General features: G+C 48.7%; 31 protein-coding genes. 9 read left to right on the forward strand and 22 right to left on the reverse strand.

The window, feature by feature from the left end; all coding sequences use genetic code 11:
- Window positions 1–3: 3 nt before the first annotated feature.
- From BKD14_RS14015 to BKD14_RS14030, 4 genes are read right to left on the reverse strand one after another with little or no spacing between them, the layout of a single operon-like run.
- The gene (locus BKD14_RS14015; protein WP_075656883.1) at window positions 4–1,221 is read right to left on the reverse strand and encodes a pyridoxal phosphate-dependent aminotransferase; all 1,218 of its coding nucleotides are present in this window, start codon (window positions 1,219–1,221) and stop codon (window positions 4–6) included.
- On the reverse strand, window positions 1,218–2,837 hold the full coding sequence (locus tag BKD14_RS14020) for a hydantoinase B/oxoprolinase family protein (protein ID WP_075656884.1): 1,620 nt from the start codon (window positions 2,835–2,837) through the stop codon (window positions 1,218–1,220). Before BKD14_RS14020 ends, BKD14_RS14015 begins: the two co-directional genes overlap by 4 nt.
- On the reverse strand, window positions 2,834–4,918 hold the full coding sequence (locus BKD14_RS14025) for a hydantoinase/oxoprolinase family protein (RefSeq protein ID WP_075656885.1): 2,085 nt from the start codon (window positions 4,916–4,918) through the stop codon (window positions 2,834–2,836). Before BKD14_RS14025 ends, BKD14_RS14020 begins: the two co-directional genes overlap by 4 nt.
- A complete protein-coding gene (locus BKD14_RS14030; protein WP_245293648.1) occupies window positions 4,915–6,579 on the reverse strand; it encodes a thiamine pyrophosphate-dependent enzyme in 1,665 nt (554 codons plus the stop codon). The genes BKD14_RS14025 and BKD14_RS14030 overlap by 4 nt, the downstream gene beginning before the upstream one ends.
- A 248-nt stretch (window positions 6,580–6,827) precedes the next feature.
- Between BKD14_RS14030 and chrA the strand changes: the two genes are divergently transcribed.
- The 4 genes from chrA to BKD14_RS14050 all read left to right on the forward strand — a co-directional run bounded on the left by chrA (window position 6,828) and on the right by BKD14_RS14050 (window position 10,439).
- Window positions 6,828–8,060, forward strand: a complete 1,233-nt coding sequence (gene chrA, locus BKD14_RS14035) for a chromate efflux transporter (protein WP_075656886.1) — start codon at window positions 6,828–6,830, stop codon at window positions 8,058–8,060.
- A 121-nt stretch (window positions 8,061–8,181) separates the two neighbouring features.
- Window positions 8,182–8,643, forward strand: a complete 462-nt coding sequence (locus BKD14_RS14040; protein ID WP_139316428.1) for a GNAT family N-acetyltransferase — start codon at window positions 8,182–8,184, stop codon at window positions 8,641–8,643.
- A 93-nt stretch (window positions 8,644–8,736) separates the two neighbouring features.
- Window positions 8,737–9,273, forward strand: a complete 537-nt coding sequence (locus BKD14_RS14045) for a lipocalin family protein (protein WP_075656888.1) — start codon at window positions 8,737–8,739, stop codon at window positions 9,271–9,273.
- 467 nt (window positions 9,274–9,740) lie between these two features.
- Window positions 9,741–10,439, forward strand: coding sequence for an outer membrane protein (locus tag BKD14_RS14050; protein WP_075656889.1), 699 nt, complete (start codon window positions 9,741–9,743; stop codon window positions 10,437–10,439).
- Here the strand turns inward: BKD14_RS14050 and BKD14_RS14055 are convergent.
- Window positions 10,427–10,780, reverse strand: coding sequence for a hypothetical protein (locus BKD14_RS14055; protein WP_075656890.1), 354 nt, complete (start codon window positions 10,778–10,780; stop codon window positions 10,427–10,429). The two genes, BKD14_RS14050 and BKD14_RS14055, sit on opposite strands and share 13 nt — an antisense overlap.
- 405 nt (window positions 10,781–11,185) lie before the next feature.
- Window positions 11,186–11,593, reverse strand: a complete 408-nt coding sequence (locus tag BKD14_RS14060; protein WP_075656891.1) for a lysozyme inhibitor LprI family protein — start codon at window positions 11,591–11,593, stop codon at window positions 11,186–11,188.
- Window positions 11,594–11,966: 373 nt separating this feature from the next.
- On the opposite strand from BKD14_RS14060, the gene BKD14_RS19375 reads away from it, so the two are divergent.
- Window positions 11,967–12,122 carry a hypothetical protein gene (locus BKD14_RS19375; RefSeq protein WP_022709160.1) on the forward strand — a complete coding sequence of 52 codons (156 nt, stop codon included), beginning with the start codon at window positions 11,967–11,969 and terminating at the stop codon, window positions 12,120–12,122.
- A gap of 273 nt (window positions 12,123–12,395) precedes the next feature.
- Here BKD14_RS19375 and BKD14_RS14065 read toward each other — a convergent pair whose 3' ends face one another.
- The 3 genes from BKD14_RS14065 to BKD14_RS14075 form a co-directional block, all read right to left on the reverse strand.
- The gene (locus tag BKD14_RS14065) at window positions 12,396–12,764 is read right to left on the reverse strand and encodes a hypothetical protein (protein WP_075656892.1); all 369 of its coding nucleotides are present in this window, start codon (window positions 12,762–12,764) and stop codon (window positions 12,396–12,398) included.
- A gap of 73 nt (window positions 12,765–12,837) precedes the next feature.
- Entirely contained in the window at window positions 12,838–13,188 is a 351-nt protein-coding gene (locus BKD14_RS14070; RefSeq protein ID WP_075656893.1) for a hypothetical protein, read from the reverse strand.
- Between the two features lie 29 nt (window positions 13,189–13,217).
- Window positions 13,218–13,433 (reverse strand): DUF4287 domain-containing protein, encoded by a 216-nt coding sequence (locus BKD14_RS14075; RefSeq protein ID WP_075656894.1) that lies wholly within the window; start codon window positions 13,431–13,433, stop codon window positions 13,218–13,220.
- A gap of 160 nt (window positions 13,434–13,593) precedes the next feature.
- On the opposite strand from BKD14_RS14075, the gene BKD14_RS14080 reads away from it, so the two are divergent.
- Window positions 13,594–14,169: a DUF1003 domain-containing protein gene (locus BKD14_RS14080; RefSeq protein ID WP_075656895.1), complete on the forward strand. Its 576-nt coding sequence runs from the start codon at window positions 13,594–13,596 to the stop codon at window positions 14,167–14,169.
- 115 nt (window positions 14,170–14,284) lie between these two features.
- On the opposite strand, the gene BKD14_RS14085 is transcribed toward BKD14_RS14080, so the two are convergent.
- From BKD14_RS14085 to BKD14_RS14130, 10 genes are all read right to left on the reverse strand, one after another.
- A complete protein-coding gene (locus BKD14_RS14085; protein WP_075656896.1) occupies window positions 14,285–14,917 on the reverse strand; it encodes a LysE family translocator in 633 nt (210 codons plus the stop codon).
- A 411-nt stretch (window positions 14,918–15,328) separates the two neighbouring features.
- A complete protein-coding gene (locus BKD14_RS14095; protein ID WP_245293649.1) occupies window positions 15,329–16,480 on the reverse strand; it encodes a tyrosine-type recombinase/integrase in 1,152 nt (383 codons plus the stop codon).
- A gap of 163 nt (window positions 16,481–16,643) precedes the next feature.
- Window positions 16,644–17,153: a DNA N-6-adenine-methyltransferase gene (locus tag BKD14_RS14100; RefSeq protein ID WP_075656897.1), complete on the reverse strand. Its 510-nt coding sequence runs from the start codon at window positions 17,151–17,153 to the stop codon at window positions 16,644–16,646.
- On the reverse strand, window positions 17,150–17,524 hold the full coding sequence (locus BKD14_RS14105; protein ID WP_075656898.1) for an HNH endonuclease signature motif containing protein: 375 nt from the start codon (window positions 17,522–17,524) through the stop codon (window positions 17,150–17,152). The genes BKD14_RS14100 and BKD14_RS14105 overlap by 4 nt, the downstream gene beginning before the upstream one ends.
- Window positions 17,521–17,733, reverse strand: a complete 213-nt coding sequence (locus tag BKD14_RS14110) for a hypothetical protein (RefSeq protein ID WP_075656899.1) — start codon at window positions 17,731–17,733, stop codon at window positions 17,521–17,523. The genes BKD14_RS14105 and BKD14_RS14110 overlap by 4 nt, the downstream gene beginning before the upstream one ends.
- Window positions 17,730–18,125 carry a recombination protein NinB gene (locus BKD14_RS14115; protein ID WP_075656900.1) on the reverse strand — a complete coding sequence of 132 codons (396 nt, stop codon included), beginning with the start codon at window positions 18,123–18,125 and terminating at the stop codon, window positions 17,730–17,732. The genes BKD14_RS14110 and BKD14_RS14115 overlap by 4 nt, the downstream gene beginning before the upstream one ends.
- Window positions 18,122–18,922, reverse strand: a complete 801-nt coding sequence (bet, locus tag BKD14_RS14120; protein ID WP_075656901.1) for a phage recombination protein Bet — start codon at window positions 18,920–18,922, stop codon at window positions 18,122–18,124. The genes BKD14_RS14115 and bet overlap by 4 nt, the downstream gene beginning before the upstream one ends.
- Entirely contained in the window at window positions 18,919–19,230 is a 312-nt protein-coding gene (locus BKD14_RS14125; protein WP_075656902.1) for a hypothetical protein, read from the reverse strand. The genes bet and BKD14_RS14125 overlap by 4 nt, the downstream gene beginning before the upstream one ends.
- An 85-nt stretch (window positions 19,231–19,315) precedes the next feature.
- Complete coding sequence (locus BKD14_RS19380; protein ID WP_175576113.1) at window positions 19,316–19,486, reverse strand: hypothetical protein; 171 nt, start codon at window positions 19,484–19,486, stop codon at window positions 19,316–19,318.
- A complete protein-coding gene (locus BKD14_RS14130; RefSeq protein WP_075656903.1) occupies window positions 19,486–19,761 on the reverse strand; it encodes a hypothetical protein in 276 nt (91 codons plus the stop codon). Before BKD14_RS14130 ends, BKD14_RS19380 begins: the two co-directional genes overlap by 1 nt.
- Window positions 19,762–20,054: 293 nt before the next feature.
- Between BKD14_RS14130 and BKD14_RS14135 the strand changes: the two genes are divergently transcribed.
- Both BKD14_RS14135 and BKD14_RS14140 read left to right on the forward strand, forming a co-directional pair.
- Window positions 20,055–20,306, forward strand: coding sequence for a hypothetical protein (locus tag BKD14_RS14135; protein WP_075656904.1), 252 nt, complete (start codon window positions 20,055–20,057; stop codon window positions 20,304–20,306).
- 189 nt (window positions 20,307–20,495) lie between these two features.
- Window positions 20,496–20,789, forward strand: coding sequence for a hypothetical protein (locus BKD14_RS14140; RefSeq protein ID WP_075656905.1), 294 nt, complete (start codon window positions 20,496–20,498; stop codon window positions 20,787–20,789).
- A gap of 242 nt (window positions 20,790–21,031) precedes the next feature.
- Here the strand turns inward: BKD14_RS14140 and BKD14_RS14145 are convergent, their stop codons facing one another.
- Complete coding sequence (locus BKD14_RS14145; RefSeq protein WP_075656906.1) at window positions 21,032–21,826, reverse strand: DUF3800 domain-containing protein; 795 nt, start codon at window positions 21,824–21,826, stop codon at window positions 21,032–21,034.
- A 232-nt stretch (window positions 21,827–22,058) separates the two neighbouring features.
- Complete coding sequence (locus BKD14_RS14150) at window positions 22,059–22,307, reverse strand: hypothetical protein (protein ID WP_022710401.1); 249 nt, start codon at window positions 22,305–22,307, stop codon at window positions 22,059–22,061.
- A 492-nt stretch (window positions 22,308–22,799) separates the two neighbouring features.
- On the opposite strand from BKD14_RS14150, the gene BKD14_RS14155 reads away from it, so the two are divergent.
- Complete coding sequence (locus tag BKD14_RS14155; RefSeq protein WP_075656907.1) at window positions 22,800–23,543, forward strand: outer membrane protein; 744 nt, start codon at window positions 22,800–22,802, stop codon at window positions 23,541–23,543.
- A 281-nt stretch (window positions 23,544–23,824) separates the two neighbouring features.
- On the opposite strand, the gene BKD14_RS14160 is transcribed toward BKD14_RS14155, so the two are convergent.
- Window positions 23,825–24,097 (reverse strand): hypothetical protein, encoded by a 273-nt coding sequence (locus BKD14_RS14160; protein WP_075656908.1) that lies wholly within the window; start codon window positions 24,095–24,097, stop codon window positions 23,825–23,827.
- Window positions 24,098–24,303 lie beyond the last annotated feature (206 nt).

Here is a 24,303-nt window from a genome sequence, read left to right on the forward strand (position 1 = left end):
GATTTATGCCTTTGATGCCGGTTTCAGACGTGCAACAGCACCGGCAATACGCTTGATAGCTTCACTCAGCACCTCATCTGAGGTTGCTGTGGAGATGCGGAAATAAGGTGACATACCGTAAGCGGCGCCCGGTACAGCTGCGACATGGCCTTCATTGAGCAGGTAATTTGCCACCGCCGTATCATCACTCAGCACAGAACTGTCCGGACACTGTTTGCCGATCAGACCGGCACAATTGATGAAGGCATAAAACGCGCCTTCCGGCACACGCAGGCTCAGGCCTTCAATCGCATGAATGCCTTTGACCACCAGATCGCGGCGGCGCTGGAAAGCATCGCGGAAGGTGCGGATATGCTCCTGCGACCCTTCAAGTGCCGCTGCACCGGCGGCCTGCGCAATCGAGCAGACAGATGTGATCGACTGGCTCTGCACCGTGGCCATGGCTTTAATAAGCGGCAGGGGGCCAGCGGCATAGCCGACACGCCAGCCGGTCATCGCATAGGCTTTGGACATGCCGTTGACGATCAGACTACGGGTTTTCAGTTGCGGGCAGGCTTTGGCAAAAGAGATAAATTCCAGCCCGTCAAAGATGATGTGTTCATATATCTCGTCGGACAGAACCAGCACATGCGGGTGGCGTTCCAGCACCGCGCCAAGCGCTTTGAGGCTGGCTTCATCATAGACCGCGCCGGACGGATTGCCGGGGGAGTTGAGGAATAACCATTTGGTTTTCGGCGTGATTGCCTGTTCCAGAATTTCCGGTGTGAGACGAAACCCGTCTTCTTCACGGCAATGGGCAATCACCGGTTTGCCGCCGAGCAATTTCGCCATTTCCGGATAGGATACGAAATAGGGCGTTGGCAGAATAACCTCGTCACCATCCTCCAATGTTGCCATCAGTGCATTGAAAATGATCTGCTTGGCACCATTGGAAACGATGATCTCATCAGTGGTATAATCCAGCCCGTTCTCGCGGGAAAATTTGGCGACGATCGCCTTGCGCAATGCCAATGTGCCGAGCGCTGCCGTATAGAGCGTGTCACCGGCTTTGGCTGCCTGATAGGCAGCCTCGGTAATATGTGCCGGTGTCGGAAAATCCGGTTCGCCAAGCCCCAGATCAATCACATCAATGCCTTTGGCACTCAGTGCTTTGGCGGCTTGTGAAACGGCCATGGAGGCAGACGGTTTAACCGCTGCCAGCCGTGAAGAAATATAGGTCATTGTCTCTCCTCCGTGACATAACCCTGAATTTTATCCTGCTCGTGTGCCTTTGCGCAGCGCTGTGCGGGGTCGCCATAGCCGCCGCCGCCCGGCAGGTTAAGCACCAGTCTTTTACCTGCAGGCACATGCTGCCAGCCTTTAGAGCGCATTGCGGTGCCGTCATCGAGTTTTACGGAGCCCGCAGTTCCGTTTTTCCCGCCATTGCGGCCACGCGGCGCTTGTGTAACACGGTCAAACATCGCGGAAAAATCAAATTCATGATTATCTGCCGCACCGATTTCGATGACCTGTCCGAGACCGCCGCGAAACTCACCGTCACCGCCGGAATCCGGTCGCAATTCCTTGCGCCAGATGATCACAGGGCCGGTATGCTCAGTGGCTTCAATCGGCATCGTGTGAACACCGGACGGGAAGGCCGTTGCCGACAAGCCGTCAAGGGCAGGGCGCGCACCCATGCCGCCGGAATTAAACATCAGCACTTCGGCATTCTGCCCGCTTTGTCCAGCCACAGGGCGCACGGAAATATGAATATTCCACAAAGCGCCTGCACCTTCAGCCATAATCTGACCCGGCAAAGCCTTGGCCAGTGCTCCGAATACCAGATCCGGCACCATATGACCGATGACATGCCGCAGACTAACCGGCGCAGGGCGTTGCGCATTGAGAATATTGGTCTCGGAAGACACGGTGAAGAAAGCCAGCGAGGCCGCATTATTCGGGATTTCCGGTGCCAGTACGCATTTCAGCGCATAGGATGCATAGGCTTTGGTATAAATGATCGGAACATTGATGCCCCAGCGGCTCATCGGGTCACTGCCGGTAAAATCCACATTCATCAGACCGTCTTTCATATCCACCACGGCGGCAAGACGGATCGGTTCATCATAACCGTCTGTCATCAATTCATTTGACCACGAGCCTTCAGGAAACTGCGCTAGACGTTCACGCATGGCATTGGTGGTGCGCGAGAAGATAAATTCGGACAGGTTATCGAGCGATGTCAGGCCGATCTCGCGCATCATATCGACAAGACGACGATGACCGACTTCGTTACAGGCGGAGAGGGAGTAGAAATCGCCGATCACCTGATTAGGCTCGCGCACATTGGCACGCAGAATGCGGATCAGGTCTTTATTGACCGCGCCGCGTTCGGCAAATTTCATAATTGGAATCTGGATGCCTTCTTCATAGACAGATTTACCATCTGCGCCGAAACCACGGCCGCCGACATCGACCACATGGGCGGTACAGGCGAAGAACGCGACCAGTTCGCCATTGAGGAAAGACGGCGAAACCATCGTGATATCATGGAGATGGCCGGTGCCTTTCCACGGATCATTGGTAACATAGGTGTCACCCTCGAACATCTCATCGCGCGGAATTTCATTGATAAATTCCAGCACAGCTTCGGCCATAGTATTTACATGACCCGGTGTGCCGGTCACTGCCTGTGCCAGCATCTGCCCTTGCGGATCAAACACACCGGCGGAGAGATCGCCTGCCTCACGCACCGAAGTGGAAAAAGCCGTGCGCAGCAAAGTCAGCGCCTGTTCTTCCACTACGGAAATCAGGCGGTTCCACATGACCTGCATGCGGATTTCATCTAATTCACTCATGCGGATTTTCCTTTTTTCACCAGCAGAATTGTGCCGTCATGCTGGATAACCGCATCAAAAGGCGCGGTCACAATGGTGGAGGTTTCGCGCTCGGTAATGATCGCAGGGCCGGTTATGCGGTCGCCGGTCTGCAAGGTGCCACGGTCAAAAATGCCGGTCGGCAGCATTGTGCCGTTACTCGGATCAAACACATCGCGTTGTAGCACTGGTGCAATGACACGCTCGCCATAGCTGACAGTGCCGCTTTGAGTGAAGTTTTGTTTGACTTCCACTTTCACCGACCATGTGACGATTTCAATTTCCGCGCCTTCAATCGGACGGCCGAAGAAACGTGCATAATTCTCAAGGAAACGCTCGCGGATTGTCGTCAGTGCCTGCTCATTAAACGGCGGCTGCGGTGCTGTGACCGGAATTTCCCAGCCCTGACCGGCATAGCGCATGAAGGCGGTGACTTCACGCTCCAGCGGCGCATCGGTGCCGCTGCGCACAAAGCTTTCCGCTGCCGTGCTGAGGTCTGCCAGCGTGGCATTAACCGCATCGAGATTGATACCGGCCAGCTTGGCCAGATGCGAAACCAGAGCTTCATAGCCGAACGGTGCTTTAAGGAAGCCGATAGCGGAACCGACACCGGCACCCTGCGGGATGAGACATTGCTCAACGCCGAGTTTTTCGCACAGACGGGCGGCATGCAAAGGTGCGGCGCCGCCAAAGGCGATCATAATATTATCGGAGATGTTTTTGCCGTTTTCCACCGCATGAACACGGGCGGCATTGGCCATATTCTCATCGACCACTTCGCAAATCCCGAAAGCTGCGGAAAGCGGTTTCAGATTGAGCTTGGCGCCGACATCTTTGTCGATGGCAGCTTCTGCATTCTGTACCGAGAGCTTAATCGCGCCACCGGCGAAATTATCGGCATCAAGTTTACCCAGCATCAGATCGGCATCGGTAATCGCAGGGCGGGTACCGCCGCGCTGATAGCAGGCAGGGCCTGGTTCAGAGGCAGCACTTTCAGGGCCGGTCTGGATGCGACCCATTGAGTCCACCCAAGCGATAGACCCGCCACCTGCACCGATTTCGATCATCTCGATCACCGGAATGGAGATCGGCATGCCGGAACCTTTGCAGAAGCGATAGGTGCGAGCGACTTCAAAAGTACGGGCGGTTTTCGGAACGAAATTTTCGATCAGACAAATCTTGGCTGTGGTGCCGCCCATATCGTAGGAAACGACATTCTCAATGCCGAAACGACGGGCAATATCAGCTGCAAAGATTGCACCGCCCGCAGGGCCGGATTCCACCAGACGCACCGGAAATTCAGAGGCTGTATCAACGGAAATCAGACTGCCGCCGGAATGGATCATGAAAACAGGGCAGGTTGCGCCCATTTCTTTGAGCCGTACCTGCAAACGCGCCAGATAATCGGCCATTTGCGGGCGCACATAGGCATTGGCGCAAACAGTGTTGAAGCGCTCGAACTCACGCATTTGCGGCGAAACTTCTGCCGAAATGGAAATCGGCACAGAAAGCTTGCGCTGCAAAATCGCACGGGCACGGCGTTCGTGCTCCGAATTCATGTAGGAGTGGATAAAGCCGATGGCGACTGCGCCGAAACCACCTTCCAGAATGGTGTCGGCGATTTCTTCCAGCTTTACCTCATCCAGCGGCTGCAATTCCTGCCCCTGCGCATTCATGCGGCCTTTGACCGTAAAGCGATGTTCACGCGCAACCAGAGGGGCAGGGAGTTTCAGATTGAGATCATATTGCTCGAAGCGGTTTTCACTGCGCATTTCGATCACATCACGGTAGCCTTCGGTGGTCACAAAAGCTGTCTTGGCACCGCGCCGTTCAATCAGCGCATTGGTGGCCAATGTGGTACCGTGAATAACAATATCGAGCTCGGCAGGGCTGATGCCTGCCTGTTCCGTGACAATGCGGATACCGTCGAGAATTGCCTGTTCCGGCGCAGTATAATTGGTCAGAACCTTGGTGGAGTAGAGCGTTCCGCGCATATCCAGTGCGATATCGGTGAATGTGCCGCCGATATCTGCACCAAGCCGGATGTCGTTTCGGGATGTCATGCCATTTCCTTCGCTGCCAATGCGGCGGCGCGCATCTGGCTTAATGTCTGGCGGGGTGTGAGGGCTTCCGGTGAAATATTCAGTTCCAGCACCGCGCCGGTTTTTGATGCTGCTGCACGTTCAAAAGCGGCCGCGAAATCTGCCGTGGTTTCCACTCGCTCCGCATGAAAACGGTAGGATTTTGCCAATGTCACAAAGTCCGGATTTTCCATTGTGGTGCCGGAGACGCGTGCCGGATAATGCTTTTCCTGATGGGCGCGGATCGTGCCGTAAATCCCGTTATTGAGAATGAGTATAATCGGCTGCGCACCGGCCTGCATGGCGGAGCCGAGTTCCTGACAATTCATTTGGAAATCGCCGTCACCGGCAAAGCAGACGACCATACGCTCAGGCTCGGCAACTTTGGCGGCAATAGCTGCCGGAACACCATAGCCCATAGCACCGGATTGCGGGGCGAGCAGCCGTGCTTTGGTGCCGAATTTTGCAAACTTATTCGGCCAGACAGTGAAATTGCCTGCGCCATTGGTCAGGATCACATCTTCCGGCATGCGGTCGCGCAAGTAAGCCATGACTGCAACCATATCCACTGGTGACGGCTGGGCAGGGGCATCAAAACTGGCAAGATAGGCATCACGGGCGGCTTTGCGCCAGTCTGCCCATGCACCGCTGACCGGTTGCAGGCTTTGGGCAAAACTGTTCGGACAGGCGTGAATGCCCAAATCCGGCACATAGATTTTGCCGATTTCCGCATCGGACGGATGCACATGGATCAGCTTCTGCTGCGGCACCGGTACATTGAGCAATGTATAGCCGTCGGTGGTCATCTCACCGAAACGGACATTGATCGCCAGAATAAGATCGGCATCACGGATCAGCGCTTTGACATGGGGCAACATGCCGACACCGGCTTCGCCCACAAAGGCTGAAGAGAAATTGTCAAACTGATCCTGATAGCGGAAGGCAGCAACCACCGGAATATCGGACTGCTCGGCGAAATTTTGCAAAGCTGCACGACCAGCTTCAGTCCAGTTGGTGCCGCCCATCAGAATGACCGGTTTCTTCGCGGCTTTCAGCATTTGCTGTGCTGTCGCCATTGTTTCTGCCTGCGGGGCAGGGGAGGCGATTTTAGCCGGTGCGGTCAGAGGCGCTTTGTCTGTCAGGCTGGTCAGCATATCTTCCGGTAGCGCAATCACCACGGGACCCGGACGGCCGGTTGTGGCCACTGTCCATGCGCGTGCCAGAATTTCCGGAATACGCTCGACCTGATCGATCTGTACCGCCCATTTGGCAACTGTGCCGAACATGGCGCGGTAATCGATTTCCTGAAAAGCTTCACGGCCGGTCATATCGGTGCCGACCTGACCGATAAACAGCAGCATTGGTGCGCTGTCCTGCATGGCCGTGTGCACGCCAATGGAGGCATTTGTGGCACCGGGGCCACGGGTAACAAAGCAAATGCCGGGGGTGTTGGTTAGTTTGCCGTAAGCGGCAGCCATAAATGCGGCACCGCCTTCATTGCGGCACAGGATATAATCCAGCTTGCCTTTGGTGTCGTGAAGTGCGTCCAGCACTGCCAGATAACTTTCTCCCGGAACACCGAAGCTCTTACGCGCACCAAGCGCGATCAGGCTTTCTACAAGGAGTTGTCCCCCGTTGCGCATTATGCCTTTACCTCCCGACATATAAACTCGCAAAAGCCGGAAATACGCATGACCGGCGGAGATTATAAATGCATGTCATGTCACGATCAAAAATCAAGAAAACACGTTAATCGACAAGATTTACTTGTCTGAATGGCTGCGCAAAATATTTTGTGTCATTTGTTTGACATTCAGGCACTTTATGAGCCGGTTGATTTGTATCGGATCAAATCTCTGGCAGAAACAAAGCGTTGCGGATGAGGGGCATAATGCGCTCAGGAAATGAAAGCGGATCACTGACAAAACCGGCACAGGGTTCCTGTGCTGAAGTTTTCCGTGTGTTTCTTAAACTCGGGCTGACATCGTTTGGCGGGCCGGTTGCACATCTGGGCTATTATCGAGATGAGCTTATCGTGCGCCGCAAATGGATGGATGAAGCCGGTTATGCCGATCTGGTTGCCTTATGCCAGTTTTTGCCCGGCCCTGCGTCCAGTCAGGTCGCTTTTGCGCTTGGTCTTTTACGCGGCAATGGTCTTGCCGGTGGTCTGGCGGCTTCACTGGCCTTCACACTACCATCAGCGCTCCTTCTCGTAGTTTTTGCTCTGGGCGCGGCATCATTAACCGGTGTGTATGCAGAAGGCCTGCTGCATGGTCTGAAACTGGTTGCCGTGGCAATTGTTGCGCAGGCGGTCTGGGGTATGGCGCGCAGTCTGACACCGGATAAGCCCCGCGTTTTCATTGCGCTTTCAGCAATGGCGCTTGTGGTTTTTGTGGCGGGAGCAATCGGGCAGATCGCCGCTATTACCGGCGGTGCCATGCTTGGCCTGTGGCTTTGCCGTGGCAATGGTGTAGCTGTGACCGGCAATCTGAAATTTCCTGTATCGCGCAGAGGCGGCTTTATAGCTTTGAGCCTGTTTGCGGTTTTATTCGCATTTTTGCCGGTGCTGACCGCTGTTACAGGATATCAGCCTGTTGCTGTGTTCGATGCTTTTTACCGTGCCGGTTCGCTTGTTTTTGGTGGCGGGCATGTGGTTTTGCCGCTGTTGCAGGCAGAAGTTGTGACACCGCAATGGGTGAGCAAAGAGGCTTTTCTGGCAGGTTATGGGCTGGCGCAGGCAGTACCGGGGCCGTTATTCACATTCGCAGCCTATCTCGGTGCAGTGATGCAACCGGAGCCAAACGGCATTAGCGGTGCTTCTATTGCTCTGATCGCGATATTCTTGCCGGGCTTGCTGCTTGTTTATGGCATGCTTCCGTTCTGGGACAGGCTGCGTTTGCGCCCGACAGCACAGGCGGCAATGCGTGGTGCCAATGCAGCGGTTGTCGGCATACTCGGTGCGGCACTGTATAATCCGGTATGGACAGGGGCGGTTTTTACCAATCAGGATTTTGCGCTGGCACTGACAGGGTTTTTATTGCTCACAGTCTGGAAAGTGCAGCCCTGGATTGTTGTCGTTTTGATGGCCTTTGCAGGAATGATGATGCCGCTTTTGCCGTTGTGATTGAGGTAGCAGATGGTTCGTTAAAGCTTAGAATAATCCTGACAGGTTCTTTGCAACGCTATACTAGCTGGAGTTAAACCGGATGTGTGGCTTTCTTTGTCGGGTATGATCGGAATTTAGTGTGAAATTAGAGATACGTCTGGCGGCGAAAGCTGAGAAATCAATCATAAGCGCTTTCATGACGGAATATTTCGCTGAAATGCGCACTTACGAAGAGACAGACGATGATTATCCGTATCTTGATTTATACTGGTCAGAAGCAAACAGATGGCCATATCTGATATCTTTTGAGGGAAAAGATATTGGTTTTGCCTTTATCAATAACTGGTCACCTTCCGGTAAAGGCACGGACTATTCATTTGCGGAATTTTTCATTCTGAAAGCTTATCGCAAGCAGGGACTGGCACGCTATGCAGCTGCTGAGATTTTGCAAATGCATAGCGGGTTTTGGGAACTGCGCATCGCGCCAAAAAACACAACTGCGCTCCATTTCTGGCAGGCTGTGATCAAATCAGCTCAAGCTGAAAATGTAGAAAAGCTTGAAATTGAAGAGGATCTGATTTACCGCTTCCGGCCATTATAGCGGCAGCTTTTACGCTGATTTTTGTTCTGCTCCGTAGTTTCGGGAACTCTCAATACCTATATGCGTTCACACTATAACTGACGGGAGTTTGTTATGAGCGTGAAAAAGCTATCAATGGCCGCTATCGGCCTGTTTGCCGGATATAAATTATACAAAGCCGCTAATCCTAAAATTCCTGATAATGTGGTGCCGGTTACCGGTTTCGAACTCAATCGCTATTTGGGGAAGTGGTATGAAGTCGCCCGTGTAGAAAACCGGTTTGAAAAAGGTCTGATTAAAACCACGGCTGAATATACACTCAATGGTGACGGTACCGTAAATGTGCTGAACAGCGGTGTCGATGAAATCTCCGGCCGGCATAAGCGTGCATCGGGGACGGCTGTTTTTGTACGCGGCCAATCTGAGGGCGCATTGAAGGTATCGTTTTTCGGCCCGTTTTATGGCGGCTATAATATAGTTGCTTTGGATGAGGATTATCGCTGGGCAATTATTGTCGGATCAAGCCCGAAGTATTTTTGGGTTCTCTCCCGTACGGCTGAAATACCAGAGGAGTTAAAAGACAGGGCGATTAAGGTTGCATCTGGGGTTGGTGTTGATCCTGATAATATTAATTGGGTACAACAATTTTAAAAATAAAAGCTGTCCTGATCTTTTTTAAGACACAATCACTGTCTATATACACAGCATAGACATTGCTAAGCAGCGCGTTTCTCACAGCGCTCGCAAATGTCTTCATTAATTTAAGCTTTTGACCACGGATGTACTGGCACTGGCAATTAATTGATGAGTAGGAAGGTCGGTGCATTTTTGCCCCGGCCTTTTTTATTGTCTGCATTTGAAATTTTACAACTCTGCATTGTGAAATGCATGAGGAACTATATCATCAGATCGGTATGTTGTTTATTTTATATTTATGATGATAGAGTATATATAATTATGATATTGAATATAAATGATAATTTAATATCATTTATTATGTTTTGTAAAAAATATTGCCTATGTCTTTAATTAATTATCATTACCTGTTGCTATTTTACTATATGAATAATTGTCTTCTATAATGTAAAAATAATTATCAATAAATAAAGGGGACAATCATGAAGAGTATTATTCTGGCCTCCGTGCTGGCATTAACAGCAGGCTCAGCCTTCGCTGCCGATGCCGTTGTATATAATGATCCGGCACCTGCAGTTGTCGACACCTTCTCCTGGACAGGTGGTTATATCGGTGTGAATGCCGGTTATGCAGGCGGAAAATTCAAAACTGATTTCAACGAATTGCTTGGCGACGCTTCACTCAGAGGTAATGCCAGTGGTTTTATCGGCGGTGTTCAGGCCGGTTATAACTGGCAGTTTGACCAGACAGTTGTTGGTATTGAAACTGATATTCAAGGTTCGGGCGTGAAATCCGATTTTGATGTCAGTGTTCCGGGCGGTACATTGGTGAACCTCGGAACCAAGGTTAGCTGGTTTGGTACAACACGTGTCCGTCTTGGTTACACCCCGGTCGATCGTTTTCTGGTCTATGCAACCGGTGGTGTTGCCTATGGTAAAGTTAAAACCTATGCGAACAACTATTTAGATGGCTCATCCCAGTCTGACACCAAAGTCGGCTACACGGTTGGTGCCGGTGCAGAATACGCTATTACAGATAACGTAACGCTGAAGACCGAATATCTCTATACCGATCTTGGTAAGCTCAAACTGGATTATGTTGATCTCGACAGAAGCTGGCGTATTGGTGAAGCCAAATCGCAGTTTCATACAGTTCGGGTTGGCTTGAACTATAAATTCTGAGCTTTTGGCTTGGTTTTTACTAACCCCGCTTTGGCGGGGTTTTTTATTGTCTGCTTGGCTTTGGCAGGCTGAGCCTTTGCGGCTTTTAACTTTTCTGCTTCTTCAGCGGCTTTTTTTGCTTCCAGAAATTTGTCTGCACATTTGTTTTTAGTCATTGCTGCATTGAGCTTCGCCTGACCTGTTTCATCAATGAGGGGCTTGGCGGTTTCGATGTTTCGGCACCATTCCAAGTCCCTTACCTGTTGCGACACGCAGCCAGTCAGTCCGAGAAGAGGGAGTGTAAATGTCAGGCTGCGGATAAGTGAAATTCTGGTTCGTGCGCTCTCGGTCGTTTGATCCATGTTTCGCCCCTCAGTTATGTGCAGGAATTGAACAGCGACTTGCATAGTAAATCAAGAAAAATTCACTTGATGAGTGCCGACACAATCAAAGCGGCATTTGTACCAATGCTGATTAACGGCCGTTTCTCATAACGAACTGTTTGCAGGTTGCTGTGAAATCTTCCAGCAGTTTAACCTGATACCCGAACACAAGTACTTCACCTTTCCCGCGGGTAACAAAACCATCTTGCATGACAATTTTTTGGACACGTTTTATTTCAGTGTATTTTACGCGGCATGTAGAGCCCGGCGTTGCTCTTTGCGTGAAAAAGGTTCCGTCACTGAGCTGGATGCGCGGTGTAGAAAATTGAGCGTCCTTTTCTGCTTGACGGGATTGCGGATCTCTTTCTCTTTCGGAGGGGAGGGTTAATCTGCTGACGGTACAGGGCAGGTGAGATCGCCTTCTTCGCAGTTGAGATAATCTGATAATTGTTTGTTACGTGCAGTTGTTAATTGGGTTCTGCATGTTGCAACCATCATTGAATGAATACTTCCGCCGGATGTTGTCGATGTTGCGAAGTTACATTCTGCGTCTCTGAACTTCATCCAAAGGCGCTGTGAGCTTACCAATAATTTCTTGGTTTCCTCATCATCGGCCAAACGTTTTTCTATCTTTTTGTAGTTTTCGTTAAGTTGCTTATCAACCTTGGCCAATGCATCACTGGCGCATTTGGTCATTGTTGACTGGTCTTCAGCTTTGTCGCAGTCAGTAGATGCATAAGCTGGCAGCGATATAAATATTGATCCGAGAGTAACCAAAGTAACTAACTTCATTTCCACCTCCCTATATTATCTGATGATTGAAGCGTGACTTTCATTTCAAAGCAAGAGGCATTTACAGAAGAGGTTTAGGAATGAAGAATAATCAGTAAAGAAATGCCGGTCTTATATACGTGAACTTCAGGTGGCAGTGAAATCTGTGTTGTTTCTTAAGCCTTCTAGAAGTGCATCACTATCCGCCGTATTTCATGTACTTGCCCACATCCCAGACATTCAAAATCACGGCAATAAAATCCGTCCCAGGCGTGTGAAGTAAGGGGGGATTTATCTGTTCACCAAAGCGTGATCAGATAAAAATGAGCTGTTTAATCAGAATTATTCTGCTAGTGCTCTGCACCATAGATTGCAGCATAGAAAGCTTCAAAAAATGGATTGGGTTCCTATCGTCTTCGGTATCTTCAAGCTTGGTGTATTAGGCGTTTGCATGTTCTTCGCTATCAAGTGGCATTATGATAAAGATAAGGAAGAGGCGCAGAGAAAAAGAGAAGAAGCGCAGATGAGCGGTGAAGCAAGCGGTCTGTAAGAACTCGCTTTATCGCACTCAATCGTAGCAGATCAGGGTAGTAAAAAGCTCAACAAGGCAGATTGGGAAAACGACTTGTCAGGTCGGGTTATTGAATAATGCATGTGCCCGGCCAATCACTGCATTGGCGGTTAGCACAACCGGATATGATCGTTGCGATCAGTATAATAGAGCAGGCGACGGATATGGCTCTCATGAAGCACCTGTGCAATCGGTTGTTTAGCAAAATAGCATGAAATATCAGGCTCAATTGAGAGCTAAAGAAAAACGCCGTCACTCCCGCACTGATACGATGACATAATCCTCATATATCTCAACATTGATCAATGGCGTTCCATTGAGAATTGCTTTTTCTGTGCCATCATAAAATTTACCTTTGGCGGCCATGCGTTCGAAACGGGCACGGTTTTCTTTAGATGAGAATGTGTAATCAGCTTCATCTTCCTGATCGCGCTTGCCATAGACGTGAAAATTCGCACGATCTTGCCGGATAATCGCAGCAGCGGATGTCAGGCGCTTTCCCGCTGAATTGAAATGATCTTCTGCACTTAACCGCGCATAATATGTTTCAAGTGGTTTTTCTGCTCCATGGGCTGAAACAGCAGATGCCAGCAATATACCTGTAACAATAATTCCCCGCATATAATCCTCTTGATTGGTTGCTCGGTGCTATTTCCGCAGTGACTATGTAATGGGCTGCCACTCTCTGAAACACTTATTTGGCTGAAGCAATCAAAACTGCGGCTCTCTCAGAAAGATAGCAGCCTCTGCCCCGCAAATAGATGAGGGCTTTGCAGGTCATGTCGCGATCCCCTGTATTCCCGATGAATGTATTGAAGGTATCGTTGAACTCTATGACGATGTTTTCAGTACGCCATGCTGATCGGTAATCAACGCGTGAAATAACCGAATATGGTTTGTGGCGAAGGCGGAATAACCGATACTCTATCTTGTCAGGATGGAGCATCAGTACGGGTTTCATATTGTTGCTTCCCCATGCAAGCCACGGAAGCGCTTTCCAGCCTCCAAATGATGCTTTGAGAGGGATGTTCAGGGAGGTTTGCATACTGATCTGAAATGGCCTTGATTGAAGAATTATTCTGCAGCTGAGGCCATATGATAGGCAACCAAAGCATTTGCGTGGCCATGGCCAAGTCCGTGTTCGGATTTGAGTATAGCTACCATTTCCATATGTTTTTTACCTTTTACCCCGCTTAAAATCTCTAGCCAATGACTGACTGGTTTTCCGTATGTTTTCTCAATGGACGGAAAGTATGAAGCAGGGCCTTTTACATTCTTATCTGTGGTCATGATGTTCCCTCTATAAGAGCAAATATTATTGTTGCGAGGCTGCTCATTTCATTCATCTTACGATTTTCTTGATGAATGAAAATCGGTTGCTAAATCGTAATATTGCGGAATGATATTTGTCTATCGAAACGTTGGTCTGGAATTTAGTGCGGAGATTCATATGCCAAAAAACTTAAAGTCAGAGGCAGATCAAAAATATCATTTTTCCGAGCAGGCGATTCATTATCTCGGGAAACCGTTAGAGTCCCTTACCGAAAAAGAAATGCGAATTTTTAAGCGCTTGGTTGATCGTCAGACTATTGCGCGTAACGTGAATGTCGCATTCGATGATAAATTAACAATCGGGCAGCGGCTCGCCGATAAAGTAGCCAAGTTCGGTGGTTCGTGGACGTTCATTTTTATCTTTGCTGTTCTGCTTGCTTCATGGGTAGGCTTTAATTCGCTTGCTGCGATCCGGGCATTTGATCCTTATCCGTATATATTTTTGAATCTCATACTATCTATGCTGGCTGCGGTTCAGGCACCTGTGATTATGATGAGCCAAAACAGACAGGCCGCAAAAGATCGTATGGATGCAGGTCATGATTATGAAATCAATTTGAAAGCTGAAATCGAGATATTAGCTTTGCACGATAAGCTGGACAAGGTTATCTCAACTGAACTGAGTGCGCTGATCGAAAAGCAACAGCAACAGATTGATCTGTTATCGAAATTGGTGTTGGGGCAAAAGCCATAGAACACTAACCATTTCATATCGTTGGTGAAGAAGAGAAGCAGGCGGCTCGCTGAAACATTCTCAATTTGCCCGTCGACAATGGCCTTGGCTGTTTTTTGGTGTTTTTATTGAGCCTTTAACGACGCGCTTCCGTTGCCATACGTATGGCAAGGCCAGCGAGTACCGTACCCATCAGCCATCTTTGTATAACCAGCCATGTCGGACGGCTGGCAAGGAAGGCTGCGATTGAACCGGCAGCGATAGCGATCATCGCATTGACAGTCACGCTGATGATGATCTGCGTAAAGCCGAGGGCTAAGGATTGAACGAGCACACTGCCATGATCGGGGCTTATGAATTGTGGCAGGAGCGACAGATACATGACTGCGATTTTGGGATTGAGCAGGTTCGTCAGAAATCCCATCATAAAAAGCTTACGGGGACTATCCTTTGGCAAATCCTTCACTTGAAACGGCGATCTGCCTCCCGGTTTTACCGCCTGCCACGCTAAATAGAGCAGATAGAGCGCGCCACCGAAACGCAATGCGTCATAGGCGTAGGGCACAGCCATGACAATCGCTGTAATGCCGAGCGCAGCGCAGAGCATGTAGAACACAAAGCCGAGGGCAACACCGCCGAGTGAGATCAGCCCTGCCGTACGGCCTTGGCAGATCGACCGCGAGATGAGGTAAACCATATTTGGTCCGGGCGTGAGCACCATGCCGAGTGCGATGAGCGCAAAAGCAAGCAGACTACTTATTTCGGGCACCGGGACACTCCTCTGCTTCTTCCTTATTCCCGCAGCTGGGAATGACAGAATTTCAGGAAATTCAATGAATGATCTTAAAATGTTTCATTGCGTATAAGAGTCAATACAGATTCGAGAGCCTGAGGTTGCTTGTGAACTGAACGGAAACCAATCTGCAGGGAATGATGTATGAGCTCGCTTGCACGGATTATGCACGAATCTTTGTGCTTTGTTCCGTGCGTTCATGCAGAATTGAAAAAAGCGCCCGAATGAGGCGCTTTGCATTTATTTGAATTCTTTAGGAAAACTGGTGCTGCGAGAGAGGATTGAACTCTCGACCTCTCCATTACCAATGGAATTTCTCTCTTTTGATAAGGCGCTGAATTTACATTGAAATAGAAGCTTGAAAAATCGCCTTGCACGGATAATGCACTAAGCCGCTTTGGTGGCGTGTGATTTTTTGCTCCAGCTAATAAGCCGTCCCTCCCATTTAATCGGGTCTGAGTACCAGATAAATTCGTTCCATCCGGCAGCAAGCTTGATGCTGTTTACTGCTTCAATCAAAGGCTGTTGCGGCACTGCCGTGTAAAGTCTGCTCATATCGTCGGCAGCGTGACCAAGTATCTGATCTTTGATGTATGGGTGTACTCCATTGATCACAAGCTGAGTGCTGAAACTATGTCGAGCTGTATAAGGTGAAATATCCTTGATGCCAGTTCGCTTGCGCGCTCCCGTAATTGCCGTTGCCAGCTGGCCGCCGTATTCTTCGGTCAGCGGGTATGGTTCGCGCTTATGAGTTAAAAACATCTGACCGGTACGCACTTTCAGAGCAGTGAAAAGTGGTACAAGATAATCGTGGATTGGTACGCCGCGCTTCTCTCCGATTTTGCTGCTTTGAACAACAAGCCATCGGTTATTGATGTCAACGTCTTTACTCTGGAGAGCGAACAGCTCAATCGGACGCATGCCAGTTAGAAATAGTGCTGTCATTACCATTGCTGGTGCCGGTGACATGCCTGCAATAAATGCCATGGCGTGATCATATGATACTGGATGAGCGCCAGAGCGATATTTCTTATTGAGGATAGCTGTGCCTTTTGCTTTCTTCGGTCGTGACCATTGACGAGGCTCTGCCCATTGGTTTCGTACAGCGTGGTTCCATACGGCAATGAATGGGGCATAGCACTGGCGAACCAATGTTTCCGGCAAACAGCCCGGATAGAGTTTGCGTGCGGCTTCATCCAGATCGCGCTGCGTAATGGTGTGGAGCAGTTTGTTGCGGAAGTGTACAGCAAGCCCGACCGGCTTTTGTGTTTTCTTCCGGATTTCAAAAATGAAACGGTCGGAGCCGCCGGAGCTTACAAAGGCTTCTGCTGCTTCTTGAAAGGTGACAACGGCTTTCTTTCCATAAACGCTTTCATTTAATAGGCGAACCTCCGTTTGGACGCGAATTGCTTCCGCTGCTTGTTCATCGCTCGTTCCTGTAGATTCATAAATGCTTTGTCCTCGCACTGTACCGCGGATGATCCAGTTACCTTTGTCTCCGCGTCTGAATTTGATGAGGGGCATCGCATTGAATCCCATATAGCTAAAAGGTCACTGTCACTAAACAAAAGGTCGCGGCCATTTATGGAGCAAAGGCCACTTTTGCGCGCTACCTTTGCAACTGACCGGCTGTTCATTCTCAAATATTCTGCGGCTTCATTTAGCGTATAAACACGGCCTAGAGGTCCGGTGGTGTTTTGCATCACACCCCACCTCCTTGCGCCAAGGCTGTGCGGCCTGCGAGGAAGCCTAGGTTATGTAGTAGATGGGCATGACGAAGGGCTGAAACAGCTCTATCTCCTGATGCAAAGAGGGTTGTGCCGTTTGACGGCGACTTACCTTCACTCCCATCAGGTCTTATGAACCGAACCTTACCGGCGATGAACAACACTGCATCAGCTCTTGCTGCTGCTTCCTGCCACCAAGGCGCGCTTGTTCGATCAGGTGTGAGGGCTATCCCATCTGCGTGAGAAAAGAATTTATCAAGCCAAGGTTTTAGGCTATTCCGTCCGCCAAATGGCGGGTTCATCCAGATAAAGCCATGCCAGTTCCGTTCGAGTGAGGCTGTGTAGATCTTATGCGTTGCCGGAACGTGCGTGTCATAATCTGCAGGGTGCGCAACATCTAGATCGAAACTTACGCTTAGAGCGTCAAATATGAATTTAGGCGTGTACCATTCATCTGATACACCAGCTGTTTCCCAGTGGCTCATTTGCGTGCCTCCGAGGTCGTGGCTACAGGTACAAACATCGCGCGTGGTGGTAGTGTTTTAGTGAGCGCTGGCTTTGGTCGTTTCCGGCCTGCCAGCGCAGACTTTGGTCGTATCGCGCCGTTGGCCTTGTCACGCTGCCGGTCTGACTTGCGAATGGCCTTGATATCTCCGGCTGTCTTTTCAACATGGCAAACACGGCAGAGCAGGCGGCCATTAGCAACCTTTGCTTCGCCACCAAGAGCACAAGGCAGAATGTGATCCACTTCGCCTTCACCGGTTTTGAGCATGGCAGAGCATTTTTCACACTCGCCGTTTGCACGAGCGATGATCTTTGCCTTGTCCTTACGGGAGAACTCTATGCGCTTGCTCATGACTGCACCTCATTGAAGTTGAGGGTCGATAAAGCTGCCGCCAGCTCATCAGCCAGAATATCTGAGATACGGTCATTCAGGCGCTTTTGACGATTGGCCAATACTTCCGGTGCGTTCATCAGGTCAGTTGTTGAGCGGATATGAGCCTGTGCCAGCTTTTTGCTGCGTCGAAACTCATAAGGAGCAGTAAGGGGAACTGTCTGCATCATGCTGCTCTCCTTTCATTATTGAAAACCACACTGTTCTCAGCACCCCATGCCGACATGAATTCAATCAGATCGGTCATTTCTTGCTTACTGAGATCGGATGATGATTGCCCATATGGAATGAAGCCACGGCCATCGAGCGCCGGCAGTAGCCGCATTTCACGGCCACAAGCATGCATGAAGATGACTTTCCATTCGTCAGTTGTGTAATCAGTGCCGCGCTTTCGCATGACTGCTGCGATATCCGTGAGCATTGCCCACATGCGGTCATTTTGAGGTGTGGTACGCTTTGGCATTTTGAATTCAATACGCATGCCACGCGGTGCTTTGCGTAGCCAGTTGATAGCCTTTTGAACCGTCAGATCATTATGGAGTATGAGTGTCCATCTGCTCATGCTGCGGCTCCTGTATCGATTGCGGCGAGGCAGCGCTCCTTGATTTTAAGAGCGACATCCTGCGCATGATCATCACCTTCGAGAACTGATAGCGGGTCATGTGACGACCAGATGTCCTCGAGTGTTTCAATGTCGCCGGCCACAGAGAGCGCTTCCTCTAGCTCGGTGAGAAAAGCTGTACTATCGAATGGATCTGTTGGGGCTTCATGATCGGTCGACATGATTGGCGGCGGCGCCATAACCATGGCGTGAGTTATGACTTCCGGTGAACGTTCAGCTTCATCCGGATCAATGATCCCTGCAAAGCCGAAAGCGTAGCGAGCACATTGAATTGCAGCTTTGTGGCGAAGCATACGCTTTGGCCACTTTTGCCATGGCTCGGTTGGTCGCTTACATTCGTCCATATATTCGGTGACGACTGTCGGACGATTGCGGTCTTTACGGTAGATGGAGCATTTGACCGCGATCAGATTACGCTTGTCGTCAAGCCCATCTTCAAAATCTATGCCGTCACACTGCGGATGTGAGTTGATCAGATTGAACCAGCCATCCACGCCAACGATTGGCTGAACACCGCCACCCTTCTTCGGGAAGGCATAAATCTCGCGGGTGATCGGATTGAGCCCGTATTCTTTGGCCACCATTAGAAACGCTGCAAACTCTTCATTGCTTGCTGTGTTCGGCATGCAAGTGGCTTTAACGGTATCTGCGAAAGCCTTAGGCTCCATCCCGTACTGAGAGGCCATAGAGGTAATCAGTGATTGTTTGGCTGCAGGAATAGTTGTGACTTGTGTCATGCTGCTTTCTCCGGCCATTTTTCATTGGCGTGCCAGTAGGCATATTCGTGATAGGTGATTGGATATTTGGCGACATACGGCCATGCCTGATCGATCTCGACTGGTTGGCCTGCTATCTCTGCTTTGAAAGTGCCGTCATGCTCTTTCCAGATGGCTGCCGCAATGAACGGGCGCTTGATTGGCGCCAGATATTTGTTCAGTCCGCGACGGTCACGGATTTTAAAGTACCCACACTGAGGCTCGCCTTCGTGAATTGGCATTTGCCGGCCGTCGAGCAGATTGCTCCACCATTGATAATCCGCATTCACGTCAAAGCTCCGATATAGATGACCATGACTGTTATGAAGATGATGATTGAGACGAGGGCGCAGAGATCCTGAATAATGCCTTCCATTATGCTGCCTTTCTGCGCTGAGAGAGTTTCGTAATGGATGAAGCTTGGACTGACGCCATGGCGGTCTTGTCGTAATCACGCACGACTTGGACAACTCGCTCGAGTGCGAGTTTGGTGTTGCCTTCATCCCAATAGGCGTTCCAGACGAGTGTCATGAGTTCCTCATCCATTACGCAGCCCTCGGAAACTGAACTTCTTCATCTTCAATGAGACGTGTTAGGAGGTCGTCGTCGCGCTCAGCTTTGTCCGCGATCATGTGAACGAGAAACTGCGAGGCGCTTTCGCCTTTGGACAGGTTTGCACCGTCAACATAGACCGCGTTCACTTCAAGAACCGGCTTGCCGTTATCCCAGATCAGGGACACATCGACTTCACATTCAAAATCCTGAAACAGTGTAATGCCGAGAACTTTATCGCTCAGATCGGTGCAAAACGGGTATCGCATGTTTCTCTCCATCGTTTAGCGGATCGGCGGGTGCTTCTTCGCGCTGTTGATGGATTGAATGTAGCGTTAATCGCTACAAATGTAAATAGTTATGTAGTGATTTTCGCAACAAATATTTTTATTGTTCTTGCCCCACACCCCAGCCATGCTAGAATCAAGACAGCAAAAAGCCCGCACGAGGCGGGCGACCATAATTAATAGTTAATGATGATTAGGGGATGCGCATTAACCATGTTACTCTGTCCTTGCCCTCTCTGCGGAATACTCCCAAAAGAGGGCGGGAGGATACTAAAGTGAATAAATCCACACAGAGGAATGTAATCGACAAAGCAGATATTTCGATTATCAATAATGCGCTTTCAGAAATCTGCGCCGCCTCATTCATTGAATTAAAAAGTGAAGAAGGGCAGGCAATAGCGAATTCCGTTGTTCGCGAATACATGGCCGGCCATCATGATCCGAAAGAGCTTGTAGATTTGATGCTTAGGCGAATTAATATGGCCGATAAGTTAAAACGAAAACGTGAGCGGATTTTAGAGCACTAGATCAAACGCAAGTCCTGAGCGCCGGATAACCGGCGCTTTCTGCATATTCAACTTATGCAAACTTTATCAAATTATTTCTTCTCGCTACTCGCGAATTTTCTCGTCATAGAGTTATGTACCGCATAGGTCTTGAAAGCTGGGCGCTTCTCTATAATTCGTTAGAAAATTTTAACGCAATGGGAGGGAAATATGTCAATCGCAGCAAGCAAAAACAGCTCAGTAAAGAGGGATATGAGGTTAATTAATCTTGCCGTATCTCATGTTTGCTCAGTGACCGATATTAATCTGAGTAGCAGGAAGGGCCTTGCTTTACAGAAGGAGGCCATACATCAGTATTCAATGGGGCATAATTCTCAAATGGATCTGGTTGATGCACTACTTATTGGGGTTCTTAAGGAAAAGCTACGGGGTGCAAAAAATGCAAAACGCAATCGCAAGGCGGAGTTATTAGCACTTAAGCGCAAAAGAAAAGCGCCGGAGTGACCGGCGCTCGTGGTGAGGCGCATACTTCAATCATCCGTATAAAATCTAATTTATCTGATTTAATAATATAATTAATAATTAAGCTGATAAATAGGTTTTTATCCTAATGAAGTTAACAGAAATTTCTGGAATACGCTTAGAAGCTATGCTATACAGTGTTTGGCAGCCAAGCGCCGGATAACCCAAAGCATTCGAAAGATTGCAGGCGAGAGATCGCAATTATGGGCCGGGGGGCTGCTTTTTTATTTCCATATCTTCATCATTTTAATTTGATCCTTTGACAGGTCGCACTCCTCAAATTTTGGCAAAGATTTTATACCATAGCTCAGGAAACTTCCTTTCCGCTGATAGGTCACTTGCTTCAATATTTCTGCATAACGCTCTTCGCAGTTTCCATATAAATCAGGCTCAACACCTGATGCGACCGCTGAAGCGATGATATCCGCAAGCTGTAATGATGCATTCTTACTATGATCTTTAGCTTCTACAGCCTCGAGGTCGATCACAGGCCAGTGAATTCGACAGTCTTCCGCATTACTGCTTTTTAAGAGGCTCATATAATATCTAAAATCCTGATAGTTCATGCCACCACGGCGGGAAAAGGTAATCGCTACCTTCCCATTGCCTTCGGGGACATGCGGACGCATGTCTCTACATAACCAAGATATACGCTCTATTAGATGCCGACATAAATAGAAATACAGTTGGTTTTTGGCCGTGTAGATACCTTCTGGTATTTTTTCTTTGCACGAGAGGATACTAATAGACCTGATGGGCTTACTCGATAAGGCTTTAGCAGCTGCGAGTTTTTGACCGTGATTTAAGTTAGCGAAATGCAACTCTCTGCCTTTCCTGTCAGGCATTTGCGCAACTATCTCATCCCGCCACTTTACAGCCTCTAGATGGTATGATTTTCGGAAAACTATTGCAGAAATCACCAACCAACGCGATGAACCTCCACGCCTTGAAGGAACGCGAAAGTTTTTAAAACCATCATCCCCAGATTCATCAATAAAGGCGACATAACTGTGTGACACGTTGGATTTACCTAGCCTATAAATGTTGTGTGTCTCGTAATTTAACTACTTTATAGTATTGAGCAATACCTGCAAATTTTCAGCGGTGCATTTGACAATTTAGATATTATCTGATCCTCACTCACGAGTGCGCGATTGTATGTATAGAGCTTTAAATAGAGGTATTTCCACAAGCCAGAAACCCGGCATTTGTGTGCCTTCCCACGATTCCACTACATTTCGCCGCCTAAGATTAATTATCATTATTAGGCGTGCCCAACTGCGCTCTTAGCATCCCAATTGCCATGTCTGATGCACGTTTAAAATCAAGCTGTGGGCTTTGGTCTATTTCAAGCAGTGTTAGTGCTTCTGTGTAAATCTCGGTGATTTCGTTATCGGAAAATATGCCTTTGCGCCGCAAGGCAGATACTAAGGCGCTTATTAAAGCACCGGAAACAAGTTGACTGGCGGTTACCCCGTCCATGCGTGGGTCTGGCTGCATGATTATCTACTCCTTAAAATATTCTCCACAGACATCATACGCTTAATTGTGGGCGTAGATAGTCGGTTGCACCACATATAGTGTATCCTTAACCATCCGTTAAAAATCTGTTCGCTTGCGTTAAATCGTTCTTGATATGTTCACTGTATCTGGTCAAGATAAAGCTGAATCAGTCGCTGGGAGTTTGCGTAATGGCTGAACTGTTTGTGGTGCAGAGTTTTAATCAGGCTAAAGGCTGCTACTCGCCTGATGCTCATATTAGTGCACTTGAGAGTTGCAATTTAAATCGATTTTTTAACTAATAAATTACCAATATTTTCTCTAAAATTTTAGTATAGTTATTAGGACTTTCATCTAAACTGTTGATTATCAATTTATATTATAATTCCAAATGTATAAGGTGTTTCTTGGTGTCTTGTGTTGTATTTTTGCTATATTGAATAGATGTATTTTGACGTATTCTGAATTCACTTCAATAAATAGGGGTGAATTATGAAACGTATATTATTAGCTTCTACCGTTCTTTTTGCTGCAAGCTCAGCCTATGCTGCTGATGCAGTTGTGTACTCGGAGCCGGCGCCAGTTGTCGCTGACACCTTTTCATGGACTGGCGGATACATTGGTCTGAACGCCGGTTATGCTGGAGGAAAATTTAAGCACCCATTCGCTGCGCAATCTTATGACACAGGTGAGTGGTTTGATATCGCAACGGGCTCAGCAAAAATCACATCGAGCGGTTTTATTGGTGGTGTACAAGCCGGTTATAACTGGCAGTTTGACCAGACAGTTGTTGGTCTCGAAACAGACTTTCAGGCTTCTGGTCTGAAGGGTGAAGTTTCTGGCAGCCTTACTAATGGCTTTGACGTTATTGGAGCTGAACTGGGCACCAAAGTTAAATGGTTCGGTACAACTCGTGTTCGTCTTGGTTATCTGCCAACAGAACGCTTCATGATTTACGCAACTGGTGGTGTGGCTTACGGAAAAGTTGAAACCTACGGGTCTCTTAATTTTGATGGTGACGTGGTTGGTTTCTCCAATTCCAAATCACGTGTAGGATACACCGTTGGTGCTGGCGCTGAATATGCTATCAACGATAACTGGACAGTAAAAAGCGAATACCTCTACACCGATCTAGGCAAAATGAAATTCAGCCTTGGTGACGAGGACGTACGTATGAACGTAACAACAAAAGCGCCGTTCCATACTGTGCGTATTGGTGTGAATTATAAGTTTTAATTCGTCCCCGCTTATGAATGAAGCCACCCTCATCGGGTGGCTTTTTTTATGTCTACCTAAAGCATTCGCGGTAATTATTTCGTTTGTAAAACTGAAATTCGTTCTTGATATGTTCTAATTTTCTGGAATGATAGAGGTTTGTGGGAACGGAGATTCTGATGCTTTCACGGCGTAGCGTTTTAGGTGGAATCGTAGCGGGAAGGCGATAAACGTCAGCTTTATGATGAATGAATCGCGCATACTTCCCCCAGAGTAATGCTCCCACTAACGCCAACGTGATTTCAATTGGCGGCAACGCAATGATGCCTTGCGGCTGGATATTTTTCATTCATTATTGCAGCTATATCTTCACATGCAGCCATATCGTTAGCGTAGCCGAAAATCAGAGCGACTCGATCTTCATAGCCAAATGAGCCCTTGGCAAGCCAAACGTCATTTGACGAGCCAATCTTTACATAGCTGACAAACCATTCAAATAATGTTCGGCTCGTATCGCTGCCTAAGCTGCATCCAGCTATGGTTAATAATAGAGCTGCTGTTATAATTATCCGCATGCTTTCCCCTCAAAGTAATGCTTTTTTCTAAAGCGATGATGCCCGATTCAAGGCGGTGTGTCATGCTGGTCTAAGGTATAGGGATGGTGCTTTTCGCCTATATGTCGAAACATCGAATTTAGCGAAGGGCAATCATCCAAAGTGGGACAGCGATAAGGATGAGTAAAACAATGATCATGCTTAGCATGTAGAATATGCCGATTATG

This window comes from Pseudochrobactrum sp. B5 (assembly GCF_001939785.1).
Taxonomy (GTDB): Bacteria; Pseudomonadota; Alphaproteobacteria; order Rhizobiales; family Rhizobiaceae; genus Pseudochrobactrum; species Pseudochrobactrum saccharolyticum.

What these genes read in the sequence shown, in the direction of transcription:
- BKD14_RS14045 (WP_075656888.1), top strand. Translation starts at nt 8,737, where the DNA reads ATGAGCGTGAAAAAGCTATCAATGGCCGCTATCGGCCTGTTTGCCGGA.
- BKD14_RS14095 (WP_245293649.1), bottom strand. Translation starts at nt 16,480, where the DNA reads ATGGGATTCAATGCGATGCCCCTCATCAAATTCAGACGCGGAGACAAA.
- BKD14_RS14110 (WP_075656899.1), bottom strand. Translation starts at nt 17,733, where the DNA reads ATGATGCAGACAGTTCCCCTTACTGCTCCTTATGAGTTTCGACGCAGC.
- BKD14_RS14015 (WP_075656883.1), bottom strand. Translation starts at nt 1,221, where the DNA reads ATGACCTATATTTCTTCACGGCTGGCAGCGGTTAAACCGTCTGCCTCC.
- BKD14_RS19380 (WP_175576113.1), bottom strand. Translation starts at nt 19,486, where the DNA reads ATGGATGAGGAACTCATGACACTCGTCTGGAACGCCTATTGGGATGAA.
- BKD14_RS14160 (WP_075656908.1), bottom strand. Translation starts at nt 24,097, where the DNA reads ATGCGGATAATTATAACAGCAGCTCTATTATTAACCATAGCTGGATGC.
- BKD14_RS14065 (WP_075656892.1), bottom strand. Translation starts at nt 12,764, where the DNA reads ATGCGGGGAATTATTGTTACAGGTATATTGCTGGCATCTGCTGTTTCA.
- bet (WP_075656901.1), bottom strand. Translation starts at nt 18,922, where the DNA reads ATGACACAAGTCACAACTATTCCTGCAGCCAAACAATCACTGATTACC.
- BKD14_RS14055 (WP_075656890.1), bottom strand. Translation starts at nt 10,780, where the DNA reads ATGGATCAAACGACCGAGAGCGCACGAACCAGAATTTCACTTATCCGC.
- BKD14_RS14115 (WP_075656900.1), bottom strand. Translation starts at nt 18,125, where the DNA reads ATGAGCAGATGGACACTCATACTCCATAATGATCTGACGGTTCAAAAG.
- BKD14_RS14025 (WP_075656885.1), bottom strand. Translation starts at nt 4,918, where the DNA reads ATGACATCCCGAAACGACATCCGGCTTGGTGCAGATATCGGCGGCACA.
- BKD14_RS14150 (WP_022710401.1), bottom strand. Translation starts at nt 22,307, where the DNA reads ATGCAGCCAGACCCACGCATGGACGGGGTAACCGCCAGTCAACTTGTT.
- BKD14_RS14070 (WP_075656893.1), bottom strand. Translation starts at nt 13,188, where the DNA reads ATGCAAACCTCCCTGAACATCCCTCTCAAAGCATCATTTGGAGGCTGG.
- BKD14_RS14080 (WP_075656895.1), top strand. Translation starts at nt 13,594, where the DNA reads ATGCCAAAAAACTTAAAGTCAGAGGCAGATCAAAAATATCATTTTTCC.
- BKD14_RS14050 (WP_075656889.1), top strand. Translation starts at nt 9,741, where the DNA reads ATGAAGAGTATTATTCTGGCCTCCGTGCTGGCATTAACAGCAGGCTCA.
- BKD14_RS14030 (WP_245293648.1), bottom strand. Translation starts at nt 6,579, where the DNA reads ATGCGCAACGGGGGACAACTCCTTGTAGAAAGCCTGATCGCGCTTGGT.
- chrA (WP_075656886.1), top strand. Translation starts at nt 6,828, where the DNA reads ATGCGCTCAGGAAATGAAAGCGGATCACTGACAAAACCGGCACAGGGT.
- BKD14_RS14075 (WP_075656894.1), bottom strand. Translation starts at nt 13,433, where the DNA reads ATGACCACAGATAAGAATGTAAAAGGCCCTGCTTCATACTTTCCGTCC.
- BKD14_RS14140 (WP_075656905.1), top strand. Translation starts at nt 20,496, where the DNA reads ATGTCAATCGCAGCAAGCAAAAACAGCTCAGTAAAGAGGGATATGAGG.
- BKD14_RS14060 (WP_075656891.1), bottom strand. Translation starts at nt 11,593, where the DNA reads ATGAAGTTAGTTACTTTGGTTACTCTCGGATCAATATTTATATCGCTG.
- BKD14_RS14155 (WP_075656907.1), top strand. Translation starts at nt 22,800, where the DNA reads ATGAAACGTATATTATTAGCTTCTACCGTTCTTTTTGCTGCAAGCTCA.
- BKD14_RS14020 (WP_075656884.1), bottom strand. Translation starts at nt 2,837, where the DNA reads ATGAGTGAATTAGATGAAATCCGCATGCAGGTCATGTGGAACCGCCTG.
- BKD14_RS14130 (WP_075656903.1), bottom strand. Translation starts at nt 19,761, where the DNA reads ATGCGATACCCGTTTTGCACCGATCTGAGCGATAAAGTTCTCGGCATT.
- BKD14_RS14105 (WP_075656898.1), bottom strand. Translation starts at nt 17,524, where the DNA reads ATGAGCAAGCGCATAGAGTTCTCCCGTAAGGACAAGGCAAAGATCATC.
- BKD14_RS19375 (WP_022709160.1), top strand. Translation starts at nt 11,967, where the DNA reads ATGGATTGGGTTCCTATCGTCTTCGGTATCTTCAAGCTTGGTGTATTA.
- BKD14_RS14100 (WP_075656897.1), bottom strand. Translation starts at nt 17,153, where the DNA reads ATGAGCCACTGGGAAACAGCTGGTGTATCAGATGAATGGTACACGCCT.